The organism is Sulfitobacter sp. G5_S2_6_S6 (assembly GCF_054968505.1).
Genome location: NZ_JBQKUI010000001.1, coordinates 381736 through 400965 on the forward strand (window position 1 = coordinate 381736; position 19230 = coordinate 400965).

17 protein-coding genes and 1 tRNA gene are annotated in these 19230 nt (G+C 60.6%); 6 read left to right on the top strand and 12 right to left on the bottom strand.

From position 1 onward, the window contains the following. Positions 1–101: 101 nt before the first annotated feature. Complete coding sequence (locus ACTRWK_RS01755) at positions 102–3143, top strand: valine--tRNA ligase (protein WP_064217064.1); 3042 nt, start codon at positions 102–104, stop codon at positions 3141–3143. A gap of 207 nt (positions 3144–3350) precedes the next feature. Here the strand turns inward: ACTRWK_RS01755 and ACTRWK_RS01760 are convergent, their stop codons facing one another. After that, complete coding sequence (locus ACTRWK_RS01760; protein ID WP_289081219.1) at positions 3351–4142, bottom strand: crotonase/enoyl-CoA hydratase family protein; 792 nt, start codon at positions 4140–4142, stop codon at positions 3351–3353. A 137-nt stretch (positions 4143–4279) separates the two neighbouring features. Here ACTRWK_RS01760 and ACTRWK_RS01765 point away from each other — a divergent pair, with 137 nt between their 5' ends. Both ACTRWK_RS01765 and ACTRWK_RS01770 read left to right on the top strand, forming a co-directional pair. After that, the gene (locus tag ACTRWK_RS01765; protein WP_462843768.1) at positions 4280–5383 is read left to right on the top strand and encodes a pyridoxal phosphate-dependent aminotransferase; all 1104 of its coding nucleotides are present in this window, start codon (positions 4280–4282) and stop codon (positions 5381–5383) included. A 53-nt stretch (positions 5384–5436) separates the two neighbouring features. After that, entirely contained in the window at positions 5437–5619 is a 183-nt protein-coding gene (locus ACTRWK_RS01770; protein ID WP_037954492.1) for a hypothetical protein, read from the top strand. Here ACTRWK_RS01770 and ACTRWK_RS01775 read toward each other — a convergent pair. Further along, positions 5616–6824: a pyridoxal-phosphate-dependent aminotransferase family protein gene (locus tag ACTRWK_RS01775; protein ID WP_462843769.1), complete on the bottom strand. Its 1209-nt coding sequence runs from the start codon at positions 6822–6824 to the stop codon at positions 5616–5618. The genes ACTRWK_RS01770 and ACTRWK_RS01775 overlap by 4 nt on opposite strands. Before the next feature lie 149 nt (positions 6825–6973). Between ACTRWK_RS01775 and ACTRWK_RS01780 the strand changes: the two genes are divergently transcribed. Next, positions 6974–8833, top strand: coding sequence for an ABC transporter ATP-binding protein (locus tag ACTRWK_RS01780; protein ID WP_005849313.1), 1860 nt, complete (start codon positions 6974–6976; stop codon positions 8831–8833). Between the two features lie 18 nt (positions 8834–8851). Here ACTRWK_RS01780 and ACTRWK_RS01785 read toward each other — a convergent pair whose 3' ends face one another. After that, positions 8852–9526, bottom strand: a complete 675-nt coding sequence (locus ACTRWK_RS01785; protein ID WP_184581663.1) for a TIGR04283 family arsenosugar biosynthesis glycosyltransferase — start codon at positions 9524–9526, stop codon at positions 8852–8854. Between the two features lie 66 nt (positions 9527–9592). On the opposite strand from ACTRWK_RS01785, the gene ygfZ reads away from it, so the two are divergent. After that, on the top strand, positions 9593–10336 hold the full coding sequence (ygfZ, locus tag ACTRWK_RS01790) for a CAF17-like 4Fe-4S cluster assembly/insertion protein YgfZ (RefSeq protein ID WP_037944670.1): 744 nt from the start codon (positions 9593–9595) through the stop codon (positions 10334–10336). Between the two features lie 214 nt (positions 10337–10550). Here ygfZ and efp read toward each other — a convergent pair whose 3' ends face one another. Continuing rightward, a complete protein-coding gene (gene efp, locus ACTRWK_RS01795) occupies positions 10551–11114 on the bottom strand; it encodes an elongation factor P (RefSeq protein ID WP_009825091.1) in 564 nt (187 codons plus the stop codon). A gap of 220 nt (positions 11115–11334) precedes the next feature. On the opposite strand from efp, the gene ACTRWK_RS01800 reads away from it, so the two are divergent. Further along, on the top strand, positions 11335–11655 hold the full coding sequence (locus ACTRWK_RS01800) for a DUF6280 family protein (RefSeq protein WP_005849321.1): 321 nt from the start codon (positions 11335–11337) through the stop codon (positions 11653–11655). Positions 11656–11954: 299 nt separating this feature from the next. Here the strand turns inward: ACTRWK_RS01800 and ACTRWK_RS01805 are convergent, their stop codons facing one another. The 8 genes from ACTRWK_RS01805 to ACTRWK_RS01840 all read right to left on the bottom strand — a co-directional run bounded on the left by ACTRWK_RS01805 (position 11955) and on the right by ACTRWK_RS01840 (position 19055). Further along, on the bottom strand, positions 11955–12290 hold the full coding sequence (locus ACTRWK_RS01805) for a DnaJ family domain-containing protein (RefSeq protein ID WP_037945089.1): 336 nt from the start codon (positions 12288–12290) through the stop codon (positions 11955–11957). A 159-nt stretch (positions 12291–12449) separates the two neighbouring features. Next, a complete protein-coding gene (locus tag ACTRWK_RS01810; protein ID WP_037944672.1) occupies positions 12450–13499 on the bottom strand; it encodes a hypothetical protein in 1050 nt (349 codons plus the stop codon). A gap of 74 nt (positions 13500–13573) precedes the next feature. Next, positions 13574–15013 (bottom strand): TolC family outer membrane protein, encoded by a 1440-nt coding sequence (locus ACTRWK_RS01815; RefSeq protein WP_037944673.1) that lies wholly within the window; start codon positions 15011–15013, stop codon positions 13574–13576. Positions 15014–15070: 57 nt separating this feature from the next. Further along, positions 15071–15724 carry a protein-L-isoaspartate O-methyltransferase family protein gene (locus ACTRWK_RS01820; protein WP_005849328.1) on the bottom strand — a complete coding sequence of 218 codons (654 nt, stop codon included), beginning with the start codon at positions 15722–15724 and terminating at the stop codon, positions 15071–15073. A 198-nt stretch (positions 15725–15922) separates the two neighbouring features. Next, positions 15923–15996: transfer RNA gene (locus tag ACTRWK_RS01825), tRNA-Cys, on the bottom strand. Positions 15997–16133: 137 nt separating this feature from the next. Beyond that, positions 16134–17294 carry a glutamate 5-kinase gene (gene proB, locus ACTRWK_RS01830; protein ID WP_009825097.1) on the bottom strand — a complete coding sequence of 387 codons (1161 nt, stop codon included), beginning with the start codon at positions 17292–17294 and terminating at the stop codon, positions 16134–16136. A 157-nt stretch (positions 17295–17451) separates the two neighbouring features. Continuing rightward, positions 17452–17895, bottom strand: coding sequence for an acyl-CoA thioesterase (locus tag ACTRWK_RS01835; protein WP_037944674.1), 444 nt, complete (start codon positions 17893–17895; stop codon positions 17452–17454). Next, positions 17895–19055 (bottom strand): iron-containing alcohol dehydrogenase, encoded by a 1161-nt coding sequence (locus tag ACTRWK_RS01840; RefSeq protein ID WP_289081214.1) that lies wholly within the window; start codon positions 19053–19055, stop codon positions 17895–17897. The genes ACTRWK_RS01835 and ACTRWK_RS01840 overlap by 1 nt, the downstream gene beginning before the upstream one ends. Positions 19056–19230 lie beyond the last annotated feature (175 nt).

Genomic DNA, 19230 nt, shown 5'->3' on the forward strand with positions numbered 1-19230 from the left:
TGCTACGCCAAGTTTTCGGCCCCCCAGCCTTCCCCTTTACGCCCCGCTCGGCTAGATCATCCCAAAGCTCAAAGCGCTACGTGAATAGAAGGACGCTGATCATGGCCCTCGACAAGAATTTTGACGCCGCCCAGGCCGAAGCCCGCCTCTATGCCGCATGGGAAGAGTCCGGTGCCTTCAAGGCCGGTGCCAATGCCTCGCGCAAGGAAACCTTTTCGGTCATGATCCCGCCGCCCAACGTGACAGGATCGCTGCACATGGGCCACGCGTTCAACAATACATTGCAGGATATTCTGGTGCGTTGGCACCGGATGCGCGGCTTTGACACGCTATGGCAACCCGGTCAGGACCACGCCGGTATCGCGACGCAGATGGTGGTGGAACGCGAACTTGCCAAAGACGGCAAACGCCGCACCGATTTCACCCGCGAGGATTTCACCGCCAAAGTCTGGGAGCAAAAGCAGAAGTCCGGCGGCACGATCATCGGCCAGCTCAAACGCCTTGGCACCTCGCTTGATTGGTCACGCAACGCCTTTACCATGTCCGGTGCCCCCGGTGCCCCCGCGGGCGAGGAAGGCAACTTCCACGACGCCGTGATCAAGGTCTTCGTGGATATGTATAACAAGGGCCTGATCTATCGCGGCAAGCGTCTGGTCAACTGGGACCCGCATTTCGAGACCGCGATTTCCGACCTCGAAGTCGAATCCACCGAAGTCGACGGTCACATGTGGCACTTCAAATACCCGCTGGCCGATGGCGCGACCTATACGTACGTCGAGAAAGACGAAGACGGTAACGTAACGCTTTCCGAAGAACGCGACTATATCTCTATCGCGACGACCCGCCCCGAAACCATGCTGGGCGATGGCGCGGTCGCGGTACACACCTCTGACGAACGCTATGCGCCGATCGTTGGCAAGCTGTGTGAAATCCCCGTCGGCCCCAAGGCGCAGCGCCGCCGTATCCCGATCATCACCGACGAATACCCCGACAAGAATTTCGGCTCGGGCGCGGTCAAGATCACCGGCGCGCATGACTTCAACGACTACGGCGTCGCCAAACGCAACAACATCCCGCTCTACGCGCTGATGGACACCCGCGGTGCCATGCGCGCCGACGGCCTGCCCTATGACGCCGCCGCCGCACGCGCGGCCGCCATCGCTGAAGGCCGTGAAGACGCGCCCGCGGACGCGACAGAGATCAACCTCGTCCCCGACGCATACCGCGGCCTCGACCGGTTCGAGGCGCGCACCAAGGTCATTGCCGACATCACCGCCGAAGGCCTCGCGGTCATGGTGCCGCCGACCGATCCACGCCTTGGCAAACCCGTCAAAGCCCCCCTCGCCCCCGAAGAAGGCGGCGAAGAGCGGGACGAGACGCTGGTCCCACTGGTCGAGCCCAAAAAGATCATGCAGCCTTTCGGCGACCGGTCGAAAGTGGTGATCGAACCGATGCTGACCGATCAATGGTTTGTCGAGACCTCGAAGATCGTGCAACCCGCCATCGACGCCGTGCGCAACGGCGAGGTACAGATCCTGCCCGAACAGGACCGCAAGGTGTATTTCAACTGGCTGGAAAATATCGAACCCTGGTGCATCTCGCGCCAATTGTGGTGGGGGCACCAAATCCCTGTATGGTATGGGCCAAAGAAGAAAGACGGTTCTTACGATTACCGAGAAAGTGAAGCGTTCTGTGCATCCTCAGAAGCTGAGGCTATGAAGATCGCGCAAAGTTTCTACGGCGATCACGTAAAGATTGGCGTGGAACCTGAGGGGGCCAGAGAGCCCTACGATCCCAATTCGACGGTAGTCGAAATTCGCCGCGACCCTGATGTGCTCGACACCTGGTTCTCCTCGGGCCTCTGGCCCATCGGCACGCTCGGCTGGCCCGAACAGACAGATGAGCTGGCGAAATACTTCCCCACTTCAGTGCTGATCACCGGCTTTGACATCATCTTTTTCTGGGTCGCCCGGATGATGATGATGCAATACGCCGTGGTCGATCAAAAGCCGTTTGATACAGTCTATGTCCACGCGCTGGTGCGCGACGAGAAGGGCAAAAAGATGTCCAAATCGCTTGGCAACGTGTTGGACCCGCTGGACCTGATCGATGAATACGGCGCGGATGCGGTGCGCTTTACCCTAACGGCGATGGCCGCCATGGGGCGCGACCTGAAACTGTCGACCGCACGCATCGCAGGCTACCGCAACTTCGGCACCAAACTGTGGAACGCCCACCGTTTCGCCGAGATGAACGGCGTGTTCGAGGACAGCGTCGCGGCAGTGACCTACACAAGCCACACACAGGTCGATCACACGCTGAACAAATGGATCATTGGCGAAACCGCCCGCGTCCGCGAAGAGGTCGACGCCGCACTGGACAACTACCGTTTTAACGACGCGGCCAATGCGCTTTATGCCTTTGTCTGGGGCAAGGTCTGCGACTGGTACGTTGAACTCTCCAAACCCCTGCTGCAAGACGACGCGCCAGAGGCCGCCGAGACTCGCCAGACGCTGAATTGGGTGCTGGATCAATGCCTTGTGCTGCTCCACCCGATCATGCCCTACATCACCGAAGAACTGTGGCAGACCACGGCGACCCGTTCCAAGATGCTGGTGCATGGCGACTGGCCGACCTACAGCACCGCCGAGATGCTGGATGCCGATGCCGACCGCGAACTCAACTGGGTGATCGGCCTGATCGAATCCATCCGTTCGGCACGGGCACAGATGCATGTGCCTGCGGGGCTCAAAGTGCCTATGCTTTATACCGACATGGACGCTGCCGGCCAAACCGCATGGGACCGCAACGAGGCGATGATCAAACGTCTGGCGCGGGTCGAAACCCTCGAGAAGACAGAGAGCTTCCCCAAAGGCACCGTCTCCATCGCCGCACCGGGCGCGAGCTTTGGCCTCCCGCTTGCGGGGCTGATCGACATCGATGCGGAAAAAGCCCGTCTGCAAAAGTCGCTCGACAAGCTGGGTAAAGAAATCGGCGGGCTGAAGGGGCGGCTGAACAACCCCAAATTCGCCGCCTCCGCCCCGGCGGAGGTCGTCGCAGAAGCCCAAAGCAACCTTGATGCGCGGCAGGAAGAAGCAGACCAGCTTCAGGCCGCTCTGAACCGTTTGGCCGAGCTGGGATAATCAGCACAGCTTCCAAATGGCTTTAAATCCTCGCCGAAGGCAAAAATCTCTTTTGACGCTCCAAAAGATGCCTTCGGCGAGGATTTTTTTACCATTTGGAAGCGAATACCGGTGCAAGATACGTCTGCGGTCCTCGCTGGGAAGCAAAGATCGTCCATTTGGAAGGCCCCGTCTGAGCGATCAGGCGGGGCTGACTTTTTTGCGGCGCTAGTCTTTGAAGACCGCGGGGCGTTTGCCGAACTCGGCGGCGATGACTTCCATTTGGTGCGGGCGTCCCAGCAGCGCCGCCTGTTCACGGGATTCCGCGCGCAAAACCTCTGTTTCGGTTCCCGTCTCTGCCAAGGCGGTCAGACGTTTGGCGGCCTTGATCGCGCTTGGACTTTTGCCCGCGATGGTGGTGGCAAGCGCCATCGCGGCGGCCAGAGGGTCTTCGGCGATCTGGGTGATGAGCCCCCAGCGTTCGGCTTGCTCTGCCTCGATGGGTTGCGCGGTATAGGTCATCAGGCGCAGCACGTCGCCGCGCACCAGTTTGGGCAGCAGGACCATGCCGCCCATGTCCGGGACGATGCCCCATTTCATCTCCATCACCGCCATTTCGGTATCAGGGGCCGCGATGCGGATATCGGCCCCGAGCGCGAGTTGCAGGCCCGCGCCGTAGGTCTTGCCATGCAGCGCCGCGATCACTGGCACGCCGACGCGGGTCCAGACCATCGCGACCTCTTGCCACTGGTTAGTGGTGCCGTCGCCATGGGTGCGCGTCATCATCCGTTCCGTCGGGTCGCCGCCCGCCAGCGCCCCCATATTGCCGATGTCGATGCCTGCGCAGAACGCCCGGCCCTCGCCCGAGATCACGACGGCACGCGCGTTCGATGCAGCGACCTCGTTCCCGGCGGCGATGACAGCGTCGATCATATCCTGATCAACGGCATTCATTTTATCGGCGCGGGTCAGGCGCACATGGGCGATGTGATTGTCATAGGTGACGGAAACGCGGCTCATTGGATCCTCCTTGAATTTTCGTCAGTTTGGGCATGAAGCCTGCGTGTTGCAAAGCGAAACGCTACGGCACCCAAAACCGCGCGCGGGCATGCTGATGTCACTTGCTCGAAGCAGGTCAGATGCAGTAGCTGATCCCCATGACACAGTATCGCCTCACCCCGCTTGCCGACGCCCTGCCCTCTACCGTGCCCTTTGTCGGCCCCGAAACGCAGGAGCGCGCCATGGGGCGCGCCTTTGATGCGCGGCTGGGGGCGAACGAGAACGTCTTTGGCCCCTCTCCCCGCGCGATAGAAGCGATGGCGCAGGCCCAGCAGTGGATGTACGGCGACCCGGAAAGCCACGACCTGCGCGCAGCCCTTGCGGCGCATCATGGTATCTCGCCCGCCAACATCATCGTGGGCGAAGGGATCGACGGGTTGCTGGGCTATCTGGTGCGGCTCATGGTGACGGAGGGTGACGCGGTCGTGACCTCGGACGGGGCCTATCCGACATTCAATTATCACGTGGCAGGCTTTGGCGGTGTGCTGCATAAGGTGTCCTATGCCGGTGATCACGAGGATCCTGCGGCCCTATTTGCCAAAGCTGCCGAGGTAGATGCCAAGCTGGTCTATCTGGCGAACCCCGACAACCCCATGGGCAGCTGGCATGAAGGGCCCGTCATTTCCAGCGCGCTAGAGGCATTGCCGAAGGGCTGTCTGCTGGTGCTGGACGAGGCCTATATCGATTGCGCCCCCGAGGGCACCGCCCCCGATCTTGTCGCCGATGACCCGCGTCTGATCCGGATGCGGACCTTCTCCAAGGCCCATGGTCTGGCGGGGGCGCGGGTTGGCTATGCCATCGGTGCACCGGATCTGATCACAGCCTTTGGGAAGGTGCGCAACCATTTCGGGATGAACCGCGCGGCCCAGGCTGGGGCACTTGCGGCCCTGCAGGACAGCGACTGGCTGGCTCATGTGCAGGCTCGAATCGCTGAGGCGCGGGACCGGATTGCGCAGATCGCTGCGGATAACGGGTTGATCGCCCTCCCCTCTGCCGCGAATTTCGTGGCGATTGATTGCGGGGCGGACGGCAGCTTTGCCAAGGCGGTGCTGGACGGTTTGGTGGCGCGCGGCGTCTTTGTGCGCATGCCCTTCGCGGCGCCGCAGAACCGCTGCATTCGTGTCAGCTGCGGCACCCCAGGAAACCTTGATGCGTTTGCCGCGGCGTTGCCGGGAGCCCTTGAGGATGCGAAAAAAGGCTGACGTAGCGCATATCCCGCCTATGCTGGGCCATGATCCAGTTGCGAGGTGGCATCATGCGCTCTTCCGACCGCGGCCAATCGGCCCCTAACTATACCAGCGCCTGCGTCGTGATGTTCGGCGTCAATATCCTGTGGGTTTTCGTTGTGATCTGGGCGCTGTGGGGCTTGCTGGCGGTGGCGCTGTCGGGCTGGGCCGTCAATGCCATGATCGATCGCATCGCCGCGCGACGGGGCTAGGCCCCGCCGATCACCTTCGCCGCGGCCTCTAGCGCGCCGGAGCCGCGTTTGATCCCGAGTGCGGACATCCCGGCCTCTATCCCGCCGAGCATCCCCATGATCATCTGACCGTTCACGTGCCCCATGTGGCCCAGACGGAAGAAACCGTGGCTTTCGGGGCTATCCTTGGGGGCCATGCCCAGACCGATGCCGAGGGTCAGGCCGATGTTGCCTTCGACCCAGTCGCGCAGCTCTGTCGCTTGGGGGGCCTTGAGCCGCAGCGCTGTCACCGCATGGCTGCGCAAAGCGGGATCGGCGATGTTCAGGGAAAGGTCGCCCTCTGCCCCCCACGCGTCACAGGCCGCCCACACCGCGCGCGCCAAGGTCTCGTGACGCTGCCAGACGGCTTCCAGCCCCTCGTCGTGGATCATATCCAGCGCCGCGCGCAGGCCGTAGATATGGTGCGTGGGGGCCGTGCCGCAGTGGTACTGGTAGAACTCCTCGGGATTGGCGCGCGGGGTCCAGTCCCAGAAACGGCTGACCCGTGGCATCGCATCGCGCACCGCAGCCGCACGGTCGTTGAAAAAGACGAAGCTCACCCCGGGCGGGACCATCAGCCCCTTCTGGCAGGCGGTGACCATGACATCAGCCCCCCAATTGTCCATCTCGAAGCGGTCGCACGCGAAGGACGCGATACAGTCCACCATCAGCAGCGCGGGGTGATCTGCCGCATCCAGTGCCGCGCGCAGACCGGCGATGTCATTGACCACCGAGGTCGAGGTATCCACATGCACGGCCAGCACGGCTTTGATCTCGTGGTTGGTGTCCGCCTCAAGACGATCGGCGATCTGGTCGATGTCCATAGTGGATTGCAGGCCGAAATCCATCACCTCGACGTCTGCCCCGATGCCTGTGGCGGCATCGCCCCAGCCGTGACCGAACCGCCCTGTCGCGGGCACCAGCACCTTGTCACCGGGGGCTACGACATTGCTAAGCGATGCCTCCCAGGCGGCGTGGCCGTTGCCAATATACATCGCCACATGATGCTCCGTGCCCGCGATACGGCGCAGATCCTCCATCAGCGGGGGCATCATATCGACGATCTCACCGGCATAGATATTGGGGGCCGGACGGTGCATCGCGTTCAACACAGCCTCGGGCATGACCGACGGACCGGGGATCGCGAGGTAGCCGCGCCCTTGGGACAGGTTGGGAAGTTTCGGCATGACACGGGGGCCCTTCAGCAGGAAAAATCTCTTGCAACTTATCCGCAGCCAGCGCCGCGTCAATCACACAAAGCGCGCAGGCAGCTTGCCCTGCCCCTAAGGGCTGCGTAAACCCGTAGCTGTATATGCCCAAAGGAACCGGCCTTTATATGAGTGATGTGACCTATACCTCGCGCGAACTGCTGACCTGGCTTTGGCGCGACTATCTGAAAAAGCATATGTGGGTGCTGCTTGTCGCGATCATCTTCATGTCGATCGAGGCCTCGACCATGGGCGGGTTGGCAAAGCTGATGCAGCCGATGTTCGATCAGGTCTTCGTCGCTGGTGAGAAAGGCGCATTGCTCTGGGTTGGTTTGGTGCTGGTGGGCATCTTCGTCCTGCGCGCCGTGTCGGGTGTGGTGCAAAAGGTGCTGCTGACACGCATCAAGCAGAAGTCGGCGGCTGATATGCGGATCGATCTGCTGGACCGGATGATGGTGCAGGACGGGGCCTTTCACCAACAGAACCCCCCGGGGTTTCTGATCCAGCGCGTGCAATCGGATGTGAATGCCATCGGGTCGGTCTGGCAGGCGGTGATCACCGGTGCCGGTCGTGACTTGATCGGGCTGATCGTGTTGCTTGGCGTCGCGATCTCTATCGACCCGGTCTGGGCACTGCTGGCCTGCATCGGCTTGCCGCTGATGGTGATGCCCGCAGCATTGGCGCAGCGCTTCGTGCGCGCGCGGTCGCGCGAGGCAAGGGACTTGGGCGCGACCCTGTCGACACGGCTGGACGAGGTTTTCCACGGCATCGTGCAAATCAAGCTCAACGCGCTTGAGAAGTATCAGGCCAAGCAATACCGCGACCTGACCAGAACCTATATCCGTACCGAGGTACGTGCCTCCTTCGGGAACTCGGCCATTCCGGGGATGATCGACATCATCTCGGGCCTCGGGTTCATGGCCGTGATCCTTTATGGCGGCAACGAAATCATCGAGGGCGAAAAAACCATCGGTCAATTCATGACCTTCTTTACCGCGATGGGGTTCACCTTTAACCCGCTGCGCCGTCTGGGAGCGATCAGCGGGTTGTGGCAGACGGCGGCTGCTGCGCTGGAACGTCTGAAAGAGCTGATGGACGAGCCGGTACACCTCACCTCGCCCGCCAAACCCACGCCTGTGCCCACCACCCCACCGCATATCGCGCTGGAAGGGGTGAGCCTGTCTTACGGGGATGCCAAGGTGCTGGACAATCTCACGCTGCATGCGGCGGCAGGCGAGACGACGGCGCTCGTCGGCGCATCTGGCGCGGGGAAATCGACGATATTCAACCTGCTGACTCGACTGATCGACCCACAAGAGGGCAACGTCAGCATCGCAGGCGTCCCCCTGACAGAGATGGACATCCCTGCGCTGCGCGGCTTGTTCTCTGTCGTGACGCAAGAGGCGCTTTTGTTTGACGAAACCCTGCGCGAGAATATCGTATTGGGCCGCGAGAATGTATCTGACGAAGAGCTGCAGCAGGCGCTGGATGCGGCGCATGTGTCGGACTTTTTGCCCAAACTTGAACACGGGCTTGAAACCCGCGTCGGCCCGCGCGGCTCTGCCCTGTCGGGGGGGCAGCGCCAACGTGTCGTGATCGCCCGCGCCCTGCTGCGCAACACGCCGATCCTGCTGTTGGACGAAGCCACCAGCGCGCTGGACGCGCAGTCAGAAAAAGTCGTGCAGCAAGCACTGGACCGTCTCTCGCAGGGGCGCACCACCTTGGTCATCGCCCACCGTCTGTCTACCATCCGCGGCGCGGATAAGATCGTTGTGATGGACCGTGGCCGCGTCATGGACGAAGGCAAACACGAAGACCTTCTGGCCCGTGGCGGCATCTATGCCGATCTCTATCGGCTTCAGTTCGAGGATGGAAAAACCGTCAGCGACGGGCGCAATCTAGCGGCGATGCGGCGGATGGAACGCGGCCTCAAACCTGTCGAGCCGAACCTGCTGCAACGTATCGGGCTCCGGCTGTTCGGCAACTAGGCCCCCCCGGCACGCGGATCACTTGGCATAGCCCTCGGCCAGCTTGGCCGGGGCGACCCCCGCGAAATAGCGGATCAATGTCCATAGGTTACGCGCCCCGCGACGCAACCAGCCCTGCCGCGCGTATTTGTCGGCGGACGTCACCGCGGTGACCTCCAGCCCCAGCAGATGGCCGCGCAGGGCACGCGCCAGCGCTACATCCTCCATCAGCGGCTGATCAGGATACCCACCAACCGATTGATACAGCGCACGTGGCAGCAGCAGCCCCTGATCCCCATAGGGAAGCCCCAAACGGCTGCGCAGGTTCGCCCAAGCGGCCACCGCTTTGCCGGCCATGCCGCCTTGGTCAAATTGAAGCTGGCACCAGCCCGCTTTCTGCCCCCGCAGATGCGCGGTGACAGGCCCCGTCCACCCCGGCGCCAGCCGCGTATCGGCGTGTAACACCAGCAGCCAGTCGGATTGCGCTTTCGCACAGCCGCGCCGCAACTGTCCGCCCCGCGATGCCGGACCGCTGACGATCTCTGCGCCCCATGCTTCTGCCATTGTCAGGGTCATGTCGGTTGATCCCCCGTCGCTGATGATCAGCTCGCGGATGAGCCCTGCCTCCAGCCCCTCCATCAGGGCGGTTAGGCAGCCGGTCAGGGGCGCTTCGGCATTCAAGGTCGGAATGACAACAGATATAGGCGCGCGCATGGTTGCCCCTTTCAGCTTCGAACTGCGCTGCTATATGTCATGTTAACCATTGAAAGGACAAGCGATATGACCAGCCGCCGCATCCTGAGACTGTCAGGCCCCGACACCCGCGAGTTTCTGCAGGGCCTTGTGACCAACGATATCCGCAAGCTGGATCAGGCCCCGATCTATGCCGCGATCCTGACGCCCCAAGGCAAATTCATCACCGATTTCTTCCTGTCCGCCGAAGGGGACAGCGTTTTGCTGGACGTGGCCGAGGCGGATGCCGACGCGCTGGTGCAGCGCCTGACCATGTACAAGCTGCGGGCTGATGTCACGATAGACGCGACCGGATTGCATCTGCACCGCGGGCTAGAGAACGCACCGGACGATGCCTATAGCGACCCTCGCGATGCCCGCATGGGCTGGCGCGCCTATCGTGACACACCCCAAACCGATGACACCACGGATTGGGACGCGCTGCGGGTGACCTATATGATCCCTGAAACCGGGGCAGAGCTTACCTCGGACAGCTTCATCCTCGAAATGGGGTTCGAGCGGCTGAACGGCGTGGATTTTCGCAAGGGCTGCTATGTCGGACAAGAGGTAACGGCCCGCATGAAACACAAGACCGAGCTGCGCAAAGGCTTGGCCCAGGTCGAGATCAGCGCGCCGGTAGAACCCGGCACGGACATCACCGCCGATGGCAAACCTGCTGGTACGATCTTTACCCGCACCGGCACCCACGCGCTGGCCTATCTGCGGTATGACCGCGCCAAGGCGGCGATGCAGGCGGGGGATGCCACGGTGACCATGGTGACGGACGGCTAAGGCCCCGCAACGGCCCTGCGCAAATATTAGGCAGCCCGAAATGACGGCGTGCGCCGCCCGCCGGAAAAGTTGCATATCGGCAACAAATACCCGTGATTGGGGAGTTTTGAGGCTCCCAAATCCGATACCCCGCAGCCCCGCAACGCAAAAGAGCCCCGGCATTCACCGGGGCTCTGCACTGCAGCGAAGCTATGACGTAGCGTCACACCACAGCTTACGCGCGTTCGGAATATTCCATCGTTTCGGTGTTCACGATGATCTCTTCATCCTGTCCGACGAAGGGCGGAACCATCACTTTGACGCCGTTATCAAGCACCGCTGGCTTGAAGGAATTCGCCGCTGTCTGGCCTTTGACGACCGGTTCAGTTTCGACAATTTTACAGGTTACTTTTTGTGGCAAGGACGCGTTCAGCGCCTCTTCTTCGTGATACTCGACCACAACCATCATACCGTCCTGCAAGAAGGGGCGACGCTCTCCGAGAAGCTCAGCTGAAAGCTGCACTTGCTCGTATGTTTCGGTGTCCATCAGAACCAGCATACCTGCGTCTTCATACAGGAATTGTTGGTCTTTTTGCTCTAGCCGAACCTTTTCGACCTTGTCGGCGCTGCGGAAGCGTTCGTTCAGTTTCGACCCGTTGCGCAGGTTGCGCATTTCGACCTGAGCAAAGGCACCGCCCTTGCCCGGTTTGACATGATCGACCTTGACCGCTGCCCAGAGACCACCGTTATGCTCGAGCACATTTCCTGGCCGAATTTCGTTCCCGTTAATCTTTGGCATGTATCAGCACCATAGCAATGAAGTTGAAGAGAGATTGGACCGACCTATATATATCAACGTCGACCCCCGCAAGACAGCGCACCCGATGCTGCAACCGCGAAAGCCATGCAGTAAATGCATGAGTGTTATGCAATAAAGGTGTATCCGAATCGAGCTCTTTCGGTCATAAGGAACCCCACGCCTAAATGACAAGAGCAAGAATAATAGAAAGGACGACGAGATGAAAGATTTCGTTGATGGCACTGCCTTTAACAATGAACAAGGTAACCGTGCCCGCAAACTTTTCGCAGCTGTGGTACTGGCTGCATTGGACGATGCGATTGCCGATGACAAGAAATACGGCAACGGTCCTGAACAGATTGCCCGTTGGGCCCGCTCCCGCGATGGCCGCGAAGTATTGAGCTGCGCGGGCATCGACCCCAACGAGCGTGTTGTCGAAGGTCTGATGGACTTTGTTGGCAAAGGTGTCCGTACCTCTGTCGCCCTGTCCCGCGAAGAGTCCGAGCGTCGCCACGCTGCACAACAGGCTGAAGCTGCCTGAAGACTGCCAAAAGTTTGAACAAAAAGACGCGGCTCACGGGCCGCGTTTTTTTTGGCTAAATGCGATTGTGCTATGCCGGAAAGCGTCGCGCCCGCCTGATGCGCTAAAGGGCAAGGTGTGACACCCGAGCCCCTTACCTGATGCGTTGCTCCGAAACGGTAAACTCCCGACAGCGGCGAATTTCTGCGAGAGTGCTGGGTTCTTGAATCTAGGTTGTAGCGACGAAGCTGGCGTTCGCTGAGGGTGCGCGATCAGGAAAAGTGCTCGCGCTGCTTTCCAAAAAAGCTGGGTAGTAGAATTTATCTGCGCATGAACTTCTGGCGAGCTTCACGAGCGATATTGTATCGCAGTTCAAGGCGAGCGAGTTCAGCCATCGCTTCCTTCCGTTCAGGCCCGTTCGCAAGCGTGGCAAGATGGCTCTGATGCGCCGCCATCTTCTTCTTGAGTTCGATTTCTTCCGGCACGACACCGGCTTGAGCCATAATCCGGAACCCCGCAGCTTCTCCCGCATCCACAAAAGCATCTGCTGAGCGATCAGGCAGTGGTTTGCCTTCGCCTTCAAGACCTTTAAGCTGACCTTGTAGCTTCGCCTTCTGTATCTGGCGCTCGATGAGTCTCTGAAGATTTCGGATCATGCTGACCAATAGCACAGTGTTAAGGTAACGGATACTACGGGCTCGAAGCGGACGTTGCGGCGGCGGCGTCTTGGCCTGATCTGCAACACATCTGGCAAGGGGCTTGCGTGACGCCCTGCCCCTTTATCCACTAAGATGCGCGTTCGCGCCAAAAGCTCTTTATTCCAGATCTTGCGACGTCAGGGCGCGGTGAATTTCACGGCGCACCAGTTTGCGGACGTTGCGGGTGATCCGTTCACCCAAGGCCCCCTGCAGCTCTGAGCGGACGATTTCGGACACCAGATCACGCAGCATCTCTTCGTCCAGATATTCATCCGGCCCGAAACCGAGCGTCGCATCATCATCCTGCGCCGTTTCGGCAGGGGCGTCGGTGGTATCGGTCACAGTCGCATCTGCTGCGGTCACACGGGTGGCAAAGGGGCCGTCCACTACACGATCTTGGGGTTCGGCACGCTCTTGGGATGCATGGGGCTCGACAGCATCGTGCCACCCCATATCCTCGTCCAGCAGAGCCTCTTCCGCATCCTTTTGGGTGACATCGGACACAGGCGCGCCGGTGGCGTCGAATTCAACGTCGTCTTCCCAGGCCATCGCGGGGTCTTCGCTGCCGGAATAATCGCTTTTGCCGGGCTCGTCAGGTTCCCAGTTTTCGGGAATGCGGCTGATCGCTGTTTCGAGGGCAGCGATTTTCGCGCTCAACCGGTCCGGCGTCGGTGGCACGTCATCGACCAGCTCGGATGAGCCAAGGTTGAGCATATCGGTGGAGTATGCCGCGGCACGTGGCGCGCTAAAGGCCAGCTTGCGCGGCGGCTCGGTCGTATCCTGCGGCTTGCCATCCCCTGCGGGCGTGGCGAACTGGGCGCGAAAACGCGGTTCGCGTCCGGAAATAAACTTAAAATCTTCGGCAACTTGATTGCGATCCGAGGCGGACAAATCCGCCTCCTCGTCCGTCTCAACGTCCGTATCCATGTCCTGCATCGCATCCTGATAGGACGCCGACCGGGGCTGAACCGCCTCTGGCTTCGCTTCTTTCCGAGGGGCAGCCACAGGCGCGTCATTGGACACGCGCAAAGACGGCGTCAGCACAAGTTTCTCTTCAATCGCAGGCGCTTCCGACGGCTTCTGCGCCGGTTTGCGATCCTCTGAGACCAGACGGCGGATCGAAGACAGAACGTCTTCGACCTCTGCATTTGTGACGGTTTCGGACATATTTAATCACCACTCGTTCTTCGCGAATAGTCTAACCCGAAGGTTGGCTTCTCACAATGGGGGTGGTGAAAATGTCAGTCTTTTTGCAGCGCCTTCAGCACACGATCCAACTGCTTCCCCTCTTTGGAGTATTTTGTCGGACCGTCCTTGACCATATTATAATAGGCGGATGGATCATAGATTTGCACCGGCAGTTTCAGGTCCTGCGCGGTCAGCTGACCCGTCGCGGAGAGCACGGAATAGGCTGCAACATAAAGCTGCGATTGCGCTGACACACGGGCAGAACGGGCGTCGAGCAAGGATTGCTCTGCGTCCAGCACATCAAGTGTAGTGCGCGCGCCCAAGCTGGCTTCCTCGCGGATACCGTCAAAGGCGATCTGTGCGGCGCGGACCTGACGTTGGGACGCCTCGATCTGCGCCCGGGCAGAGGCAAGACCGGCATAGGCATCGCTGACCGCGCGTTCCACGTCTTTAACCACCACATGCAGATTGCCGCGCTGTGCGTCGCGCTGCGCCTGGCTTTTGCGAACACCGGCCGACAAGGCACCGCCTTGGTAGATCGTTTGCCCGACCTGAAAACCGATCGACCCGCTGCGTGTCGAGGCTTGGGAATCAAACGTCTCGGTCAGACCGTAAGATCCCTGCACCGAGACATTGGGCTTCAGCGCGGTTTCGTTGCTGCGTACCAGCAGATCGGCAGCCGCGACCTGGTGCTGGACGGTCAGGATATCGGGGTGCTGACGCACCGCCAGTGCCTTGGCCGTCGCGATGCTGTTGGACAGCTTCGGCAGGCTTGGTGGCGGGCTTAGACGACCAGGCTCGCGCCCCACGGCCACCTTGTAATAGGCTTTCGCACTGATGAAGTCGCCTTGCGCACCGGCAAGATTGCTGCGTGCGGCGGCAAGTTCTGCTTCAGCCAGCGATACGTCGGTGCGGGTCACCTCCCCCACTTCGAAACGGTCACGGGCAGCCCGCAATTCCTGCGTCAGAACCCGCACGTTATTCTCGGCCAGAGAGACAAGCTGCTGCGTCTGGATCACGGTCATATAGGCATCAACCGCGCGCAGCAGAATCTGCTGTTCGGCGCTGACCAGCGTTTCGCGCGTGGCAAGCACGGTTTCTTTTGCCGCCTCGATCGAATAGCGCGACGACCCGAAGTCATAGACCAGCAGCGACGCCACAAGGTTCACCGATGTCGTCAGTGAATCGGTAGAGCTTTTGAAACCCGCCGGGATGGTGCTGGTGCCCCCGCTGACCGACCGGTTATAGGATTGCGTCAGGTTCCCCGTCCACTGTAGCACCGGCTTGAGCGCGGATTTCGCGATCGCCACATCTTCGTCTGCGGCACGCAACACGGCGCGGTTCTGGTCCAGCAGGCCCGAGTTGTTATAGGCCCCGACCAGCGCATCGGCCAATGTCTCTGCCTGTGTGGCCATCGGTGCCAGCAGCCCCAAACCGACGCAGGACGCCGCGATCATGCTGCGGACGGACCGCATCTTGCCCGTATTCATCATATTTCACACTCCATCGGTGTCACTGCATCTGCCGTCATCTGCAGCAGTTCTGATAGCTTAAAGCTGGAATTCTTTCGCGCGGGTAAACCCGTCCAGGACAGGTGCGGCGGCGTTGAAACTTTTGCGCCAGCTGATGCCACGTTCGCTTTTGTAGCCCAAACGCACCTCGCCCAGGGGGCCGTCCATGAACAGGCAAGCGATCCGCCCGCCATCCTTGAGCTGCGCCAACAGCGCTTCGGGCACGTCAGCCACGCCGCCTTGCACGATCACCACGTCATAGGGCCCATGTTGCTGCGCCCCTTCGGCCAGCGGGCCGTGGTGTACGATGACATTGTCGATATCCGCGTTGATCAGGGTTTCCTGTGCTTCTTTCGCCATCTGCTCGTCATCCTCGACGGCGACGACCGCTTCGGCCATATGTGCGATCACGGCAGAGGAATAGCCGTAGCCACAGCCGATATCGAGCACCAGCTCGTCATTCTCGACCCCAAGATCGTCCAGCATCTTGGCCAGCGTCCGCGGCTCAAGCAGCACCCGGCCTTCGCCCAAGCTGATGTTTTCGCCCAGATAAGCTGCCTCGCGGCGGGCCACCGGCACAAAATCCTCGCGCGCCACCTTGAGCATCGCATCAATGATCGGGAACTTGGTAACATCCGAAGGGCGCACCTGAGTATCAACCATCATGGTGCGGCGGGCTGTGAAATCTGTCATCAGCTAAACTCTTTCGTTCAGTTATTTGTCTCGTGAGATGCCACATCACCGCCCGCCGGGCAACGGCCAGTCGGGTCAATAGGCGCAATTTTCCGTGTTTGGCGGATAATACGGTTAAAACATAGAGGATGCCATAGCCACGACGCATGCCACGCGCGGTCAGCCTGTGAGAAACGTAATTTAGAGAGGGAAATATAGTGGAGGCGAGTAGGAGAATCGAACTCCTGTACACGGATTTGCAATCCGCTGCGTAACCACTCCGCCAACTCGCCTCGGCCGCGATGACGCGGCTGGCACATGGGCCAGTGGCCCCTATGCGTTTGGCGCTTATCCCGATTTTCTGGGGAAATGTCTAGCCCAGTTTAAAGCAAAACGGCGGGAAAAATATCTCCCGCCGTGAAATGGTCAATTACAGGGAAATGACGGGCTTGTCGTCTTCTTCGGGCGCGTCGAGCTGCAGGTGGTGATCTTCGAGGATCAGGATGTTTTCCGCCCCCACAACCGCGCTTTTGGTTTTGTAGCCGATGACGTCTTCGATCTCCATCTCGGGGTTGCGCGCCATCAGGATCGTCTCTTCGGACGAGAAGTTGGTCAGCCCGCGGGCGAACTCGTTTCCCTGCTCGTCATAGACGTGCAGCACGTCACCTTTGGAGAATTCGCCTTGGATCGACACCAGATCATCACGCTGCAAGCCGCGCTCCTTGGCTGTGATCGCGCGGACAGCCTCGTCCGTGACGACCAGCGTTCCGGCAACCTGCAAACGGTTGCTTAGCCAGATCATCAGCGGCGACGCGGCCTTGCCCGACGCCAGACAACGGGTGTGGCGGCGTTCGTTGTTCAGCACCGAGGAAATCGGGCGTTCGATGATACCGTCGGCGATGATTGTCTCGACACCGGCGTTCTGTGCCATATTGGCCGCCAGCATCTTGGTCAGCATGCCGCCGCTGCCCAATTCGCTGATGCTTTTGGTGGATTCGAGGTGTTCGGACACATCTTCGATTTCCTCGATGAACTGGGCACCGGGTTCGGACGGGTCACGGTCATACAGGCCTTCGACGCTGGTCAGGATGATCAGGTGATCGGCCTCGACCATCTGGGCCACCTTGGCGGAGAGACGGTCATTGTCGCCCACTTTCAGATCGCGTGTCGCGATGGAGTCGTTCTCATTGATGATGGGCAGGATCTGGTTTTCAAACAGCCGCAGCATGGTGTTCTTGATGTTCAGAAAACGGCGACGCTCTTCCATGTCTTCGACGGTCACCAGCATCTGCGCCACGTCAAAGTTGTATTCGTTCGCAACCTGACGGTAGGCGTTCATCAGCAGGGGCTGACCACAGGCGGCCGCCGCTTGCTTGTCCAGAATACCGGCCTCTTCGGGGCGTTTCCCGATCATGTTCAGGCCAAGCGCGACCGAGCCTGACGAGGTCAGGATGATCTCGTATCCCTGGTCCTGAAGGTCCCCCAAATCCGCCATGAGACCGTTCATGAAAGCATAGCGCAATGTCAGCTTTTCTTCATTGGCCAACAGGCTGGATCCGATTTTAACGACGATACGTTTCTTCTTGGACACGGGGAGATTTCTCCGGTTTATTGTTAAAATTCAACGCGTCATCCCGCGCGACACAGAATGCCGCAACGCAGAAAAACGCTGTGATTCGGGGATGTATAACATGTGGACACCAAGCATTTGCAACCGCCAAGCTAGGGCGCGCGGGATTACGCCACGCTCAGGCCGTGGTTTTCAGCCCTTCTAGCGCGGTACGGGTCGCGGCGGGAATCTCGGTCGGGCGGTGGTCGTCGCGGTTTACATAGACATGCACAAAGAACCCTTCGGCAGAGGCGTTTTCCTCGTCGTTCCGGAACAGGCCCAGCTCCATCCGGACAGAGCTTGTACCAAGCTGCGCCACCCGCAGCCCCGCTGTCACGCGGTCGGGGAAGGCCATCTCTCCGAAATAGCGGCACCCGGTTTCCACGACGAGGCCAAAGGCGGGGCTGGTCTGCGGGTCCAGCAGCCCCCGTTCGATCAGCCAGCCGTTTACGGCCGTGTCAAACAGCGCATAGTGCACGACGTTGTTCATATGCCCATAGGTGTCATTGTCGTTCCATCGCGTCTGCAATGGATAGAAATCCGCGAAATCGGCACGGGTGGCAGCGGGTGCGCGGGCAGCCATTACCAAGCCGCCTCGTAGATTGCCTGAGCATCGGCCTGTGTCACCTCGCGCGGGTTGTTCACAAGCAGACGGGCCTGCACCATCGCGTCTTCGGCCATCTTGGGGATCGCGGACCGGGGGATATCGACATCGCGCAGGCGCGGCGGCAGCCCAAGCCGCTTAGACAGATCCGTCAGCGCATCAACGAAGGCGGCGGTGCGGGCCTGACCGCCTTCGACCTCTGCCAGGTCGGGGAAGGCATCGGCAGCGATCTCGGCATAGACACTGCCCGCTTGGGGCGCGTTGAAGCGCAGCACGTGGGGCAGCACCAGCGCGTTGGACAGCCCGTGCGGGATATGGAAGGTGCCACCGATGGGATAGGCCAGCGCGTGTACCGCCGCGACTGGGGCATTGGCAAAGGCTTGCCCCGCCAGCATCGACCCCAGCAACATCGCGCCGCGGGCCTCCAGGTTGCTGCCATCCGCGACGACAGTTTCGATATTGGCCCCCAGCAGGCGCAGCGCCTCGCGGGCAAGTAGCTTGGACACAGGGTTGTTGTTGGCATTGACGGAGGCATAGGATTCGATCGCGTGCACCATCGCGTCAACGCCTGTGGCCGCAGTGATCGTCGCGGGCAGACCGACGGTCAGGGAGGCGTCCAGAATGGCCATGTCTGGCAGGATCACGGGCGAGGAGACGCCGCGCTTTTCCTCTGCCCCGACGGTGATGATCGACACAGGCGTGACCTCTGACCCGGTGCCAGCGGTGGTGGGAACCAACACCAGCGGCAGGCGCGGCCCCTTGGCCTGCCCTACCCCCCAAGCGGCATCCAGATCCTCGTCAGAGCCAAGCAGAAGCGCCACAAGCTTGGCCACATCCTGCGATGACCCGCCGCCAAAGCCGATGACTCCGGTTGCACCCGCGCTGCGCCCTGCCTCTACCGCGCGCATCAATGTCTCGCGCGAGGGGTCGGCCTCTACATCATCGAAGACGGTGACCTGATGACCGGCTTTCTCAAGCGCATCGATGCAAGGGTCGCACAGGCCAAGTTTGCGCAAACCGGGGTCGGTGATCAACAGGCACGTCTTGCCCAGCAACCCGCCTGCCAGCGCGGCGATACGCACGGCGGCCCCGTTTTCGAATACGACGGATTTTGTGGTGTTGAATACAAAAGGGTTCATATGCCCGCGCCTCTCCCATAGCTGGCTGCAGCGTTCCTCCGCGCTGCGACTTGGGGGCATTAAAGGGAATTATCCTGCACGCGCATAGCCGTTATTTCGGTTACTTTTTTCGCTCTGCGAAACTGAGGTAAGAGCTTGGCCCGCTACGCAACCTATGTGCATAACCGCCCTGCGC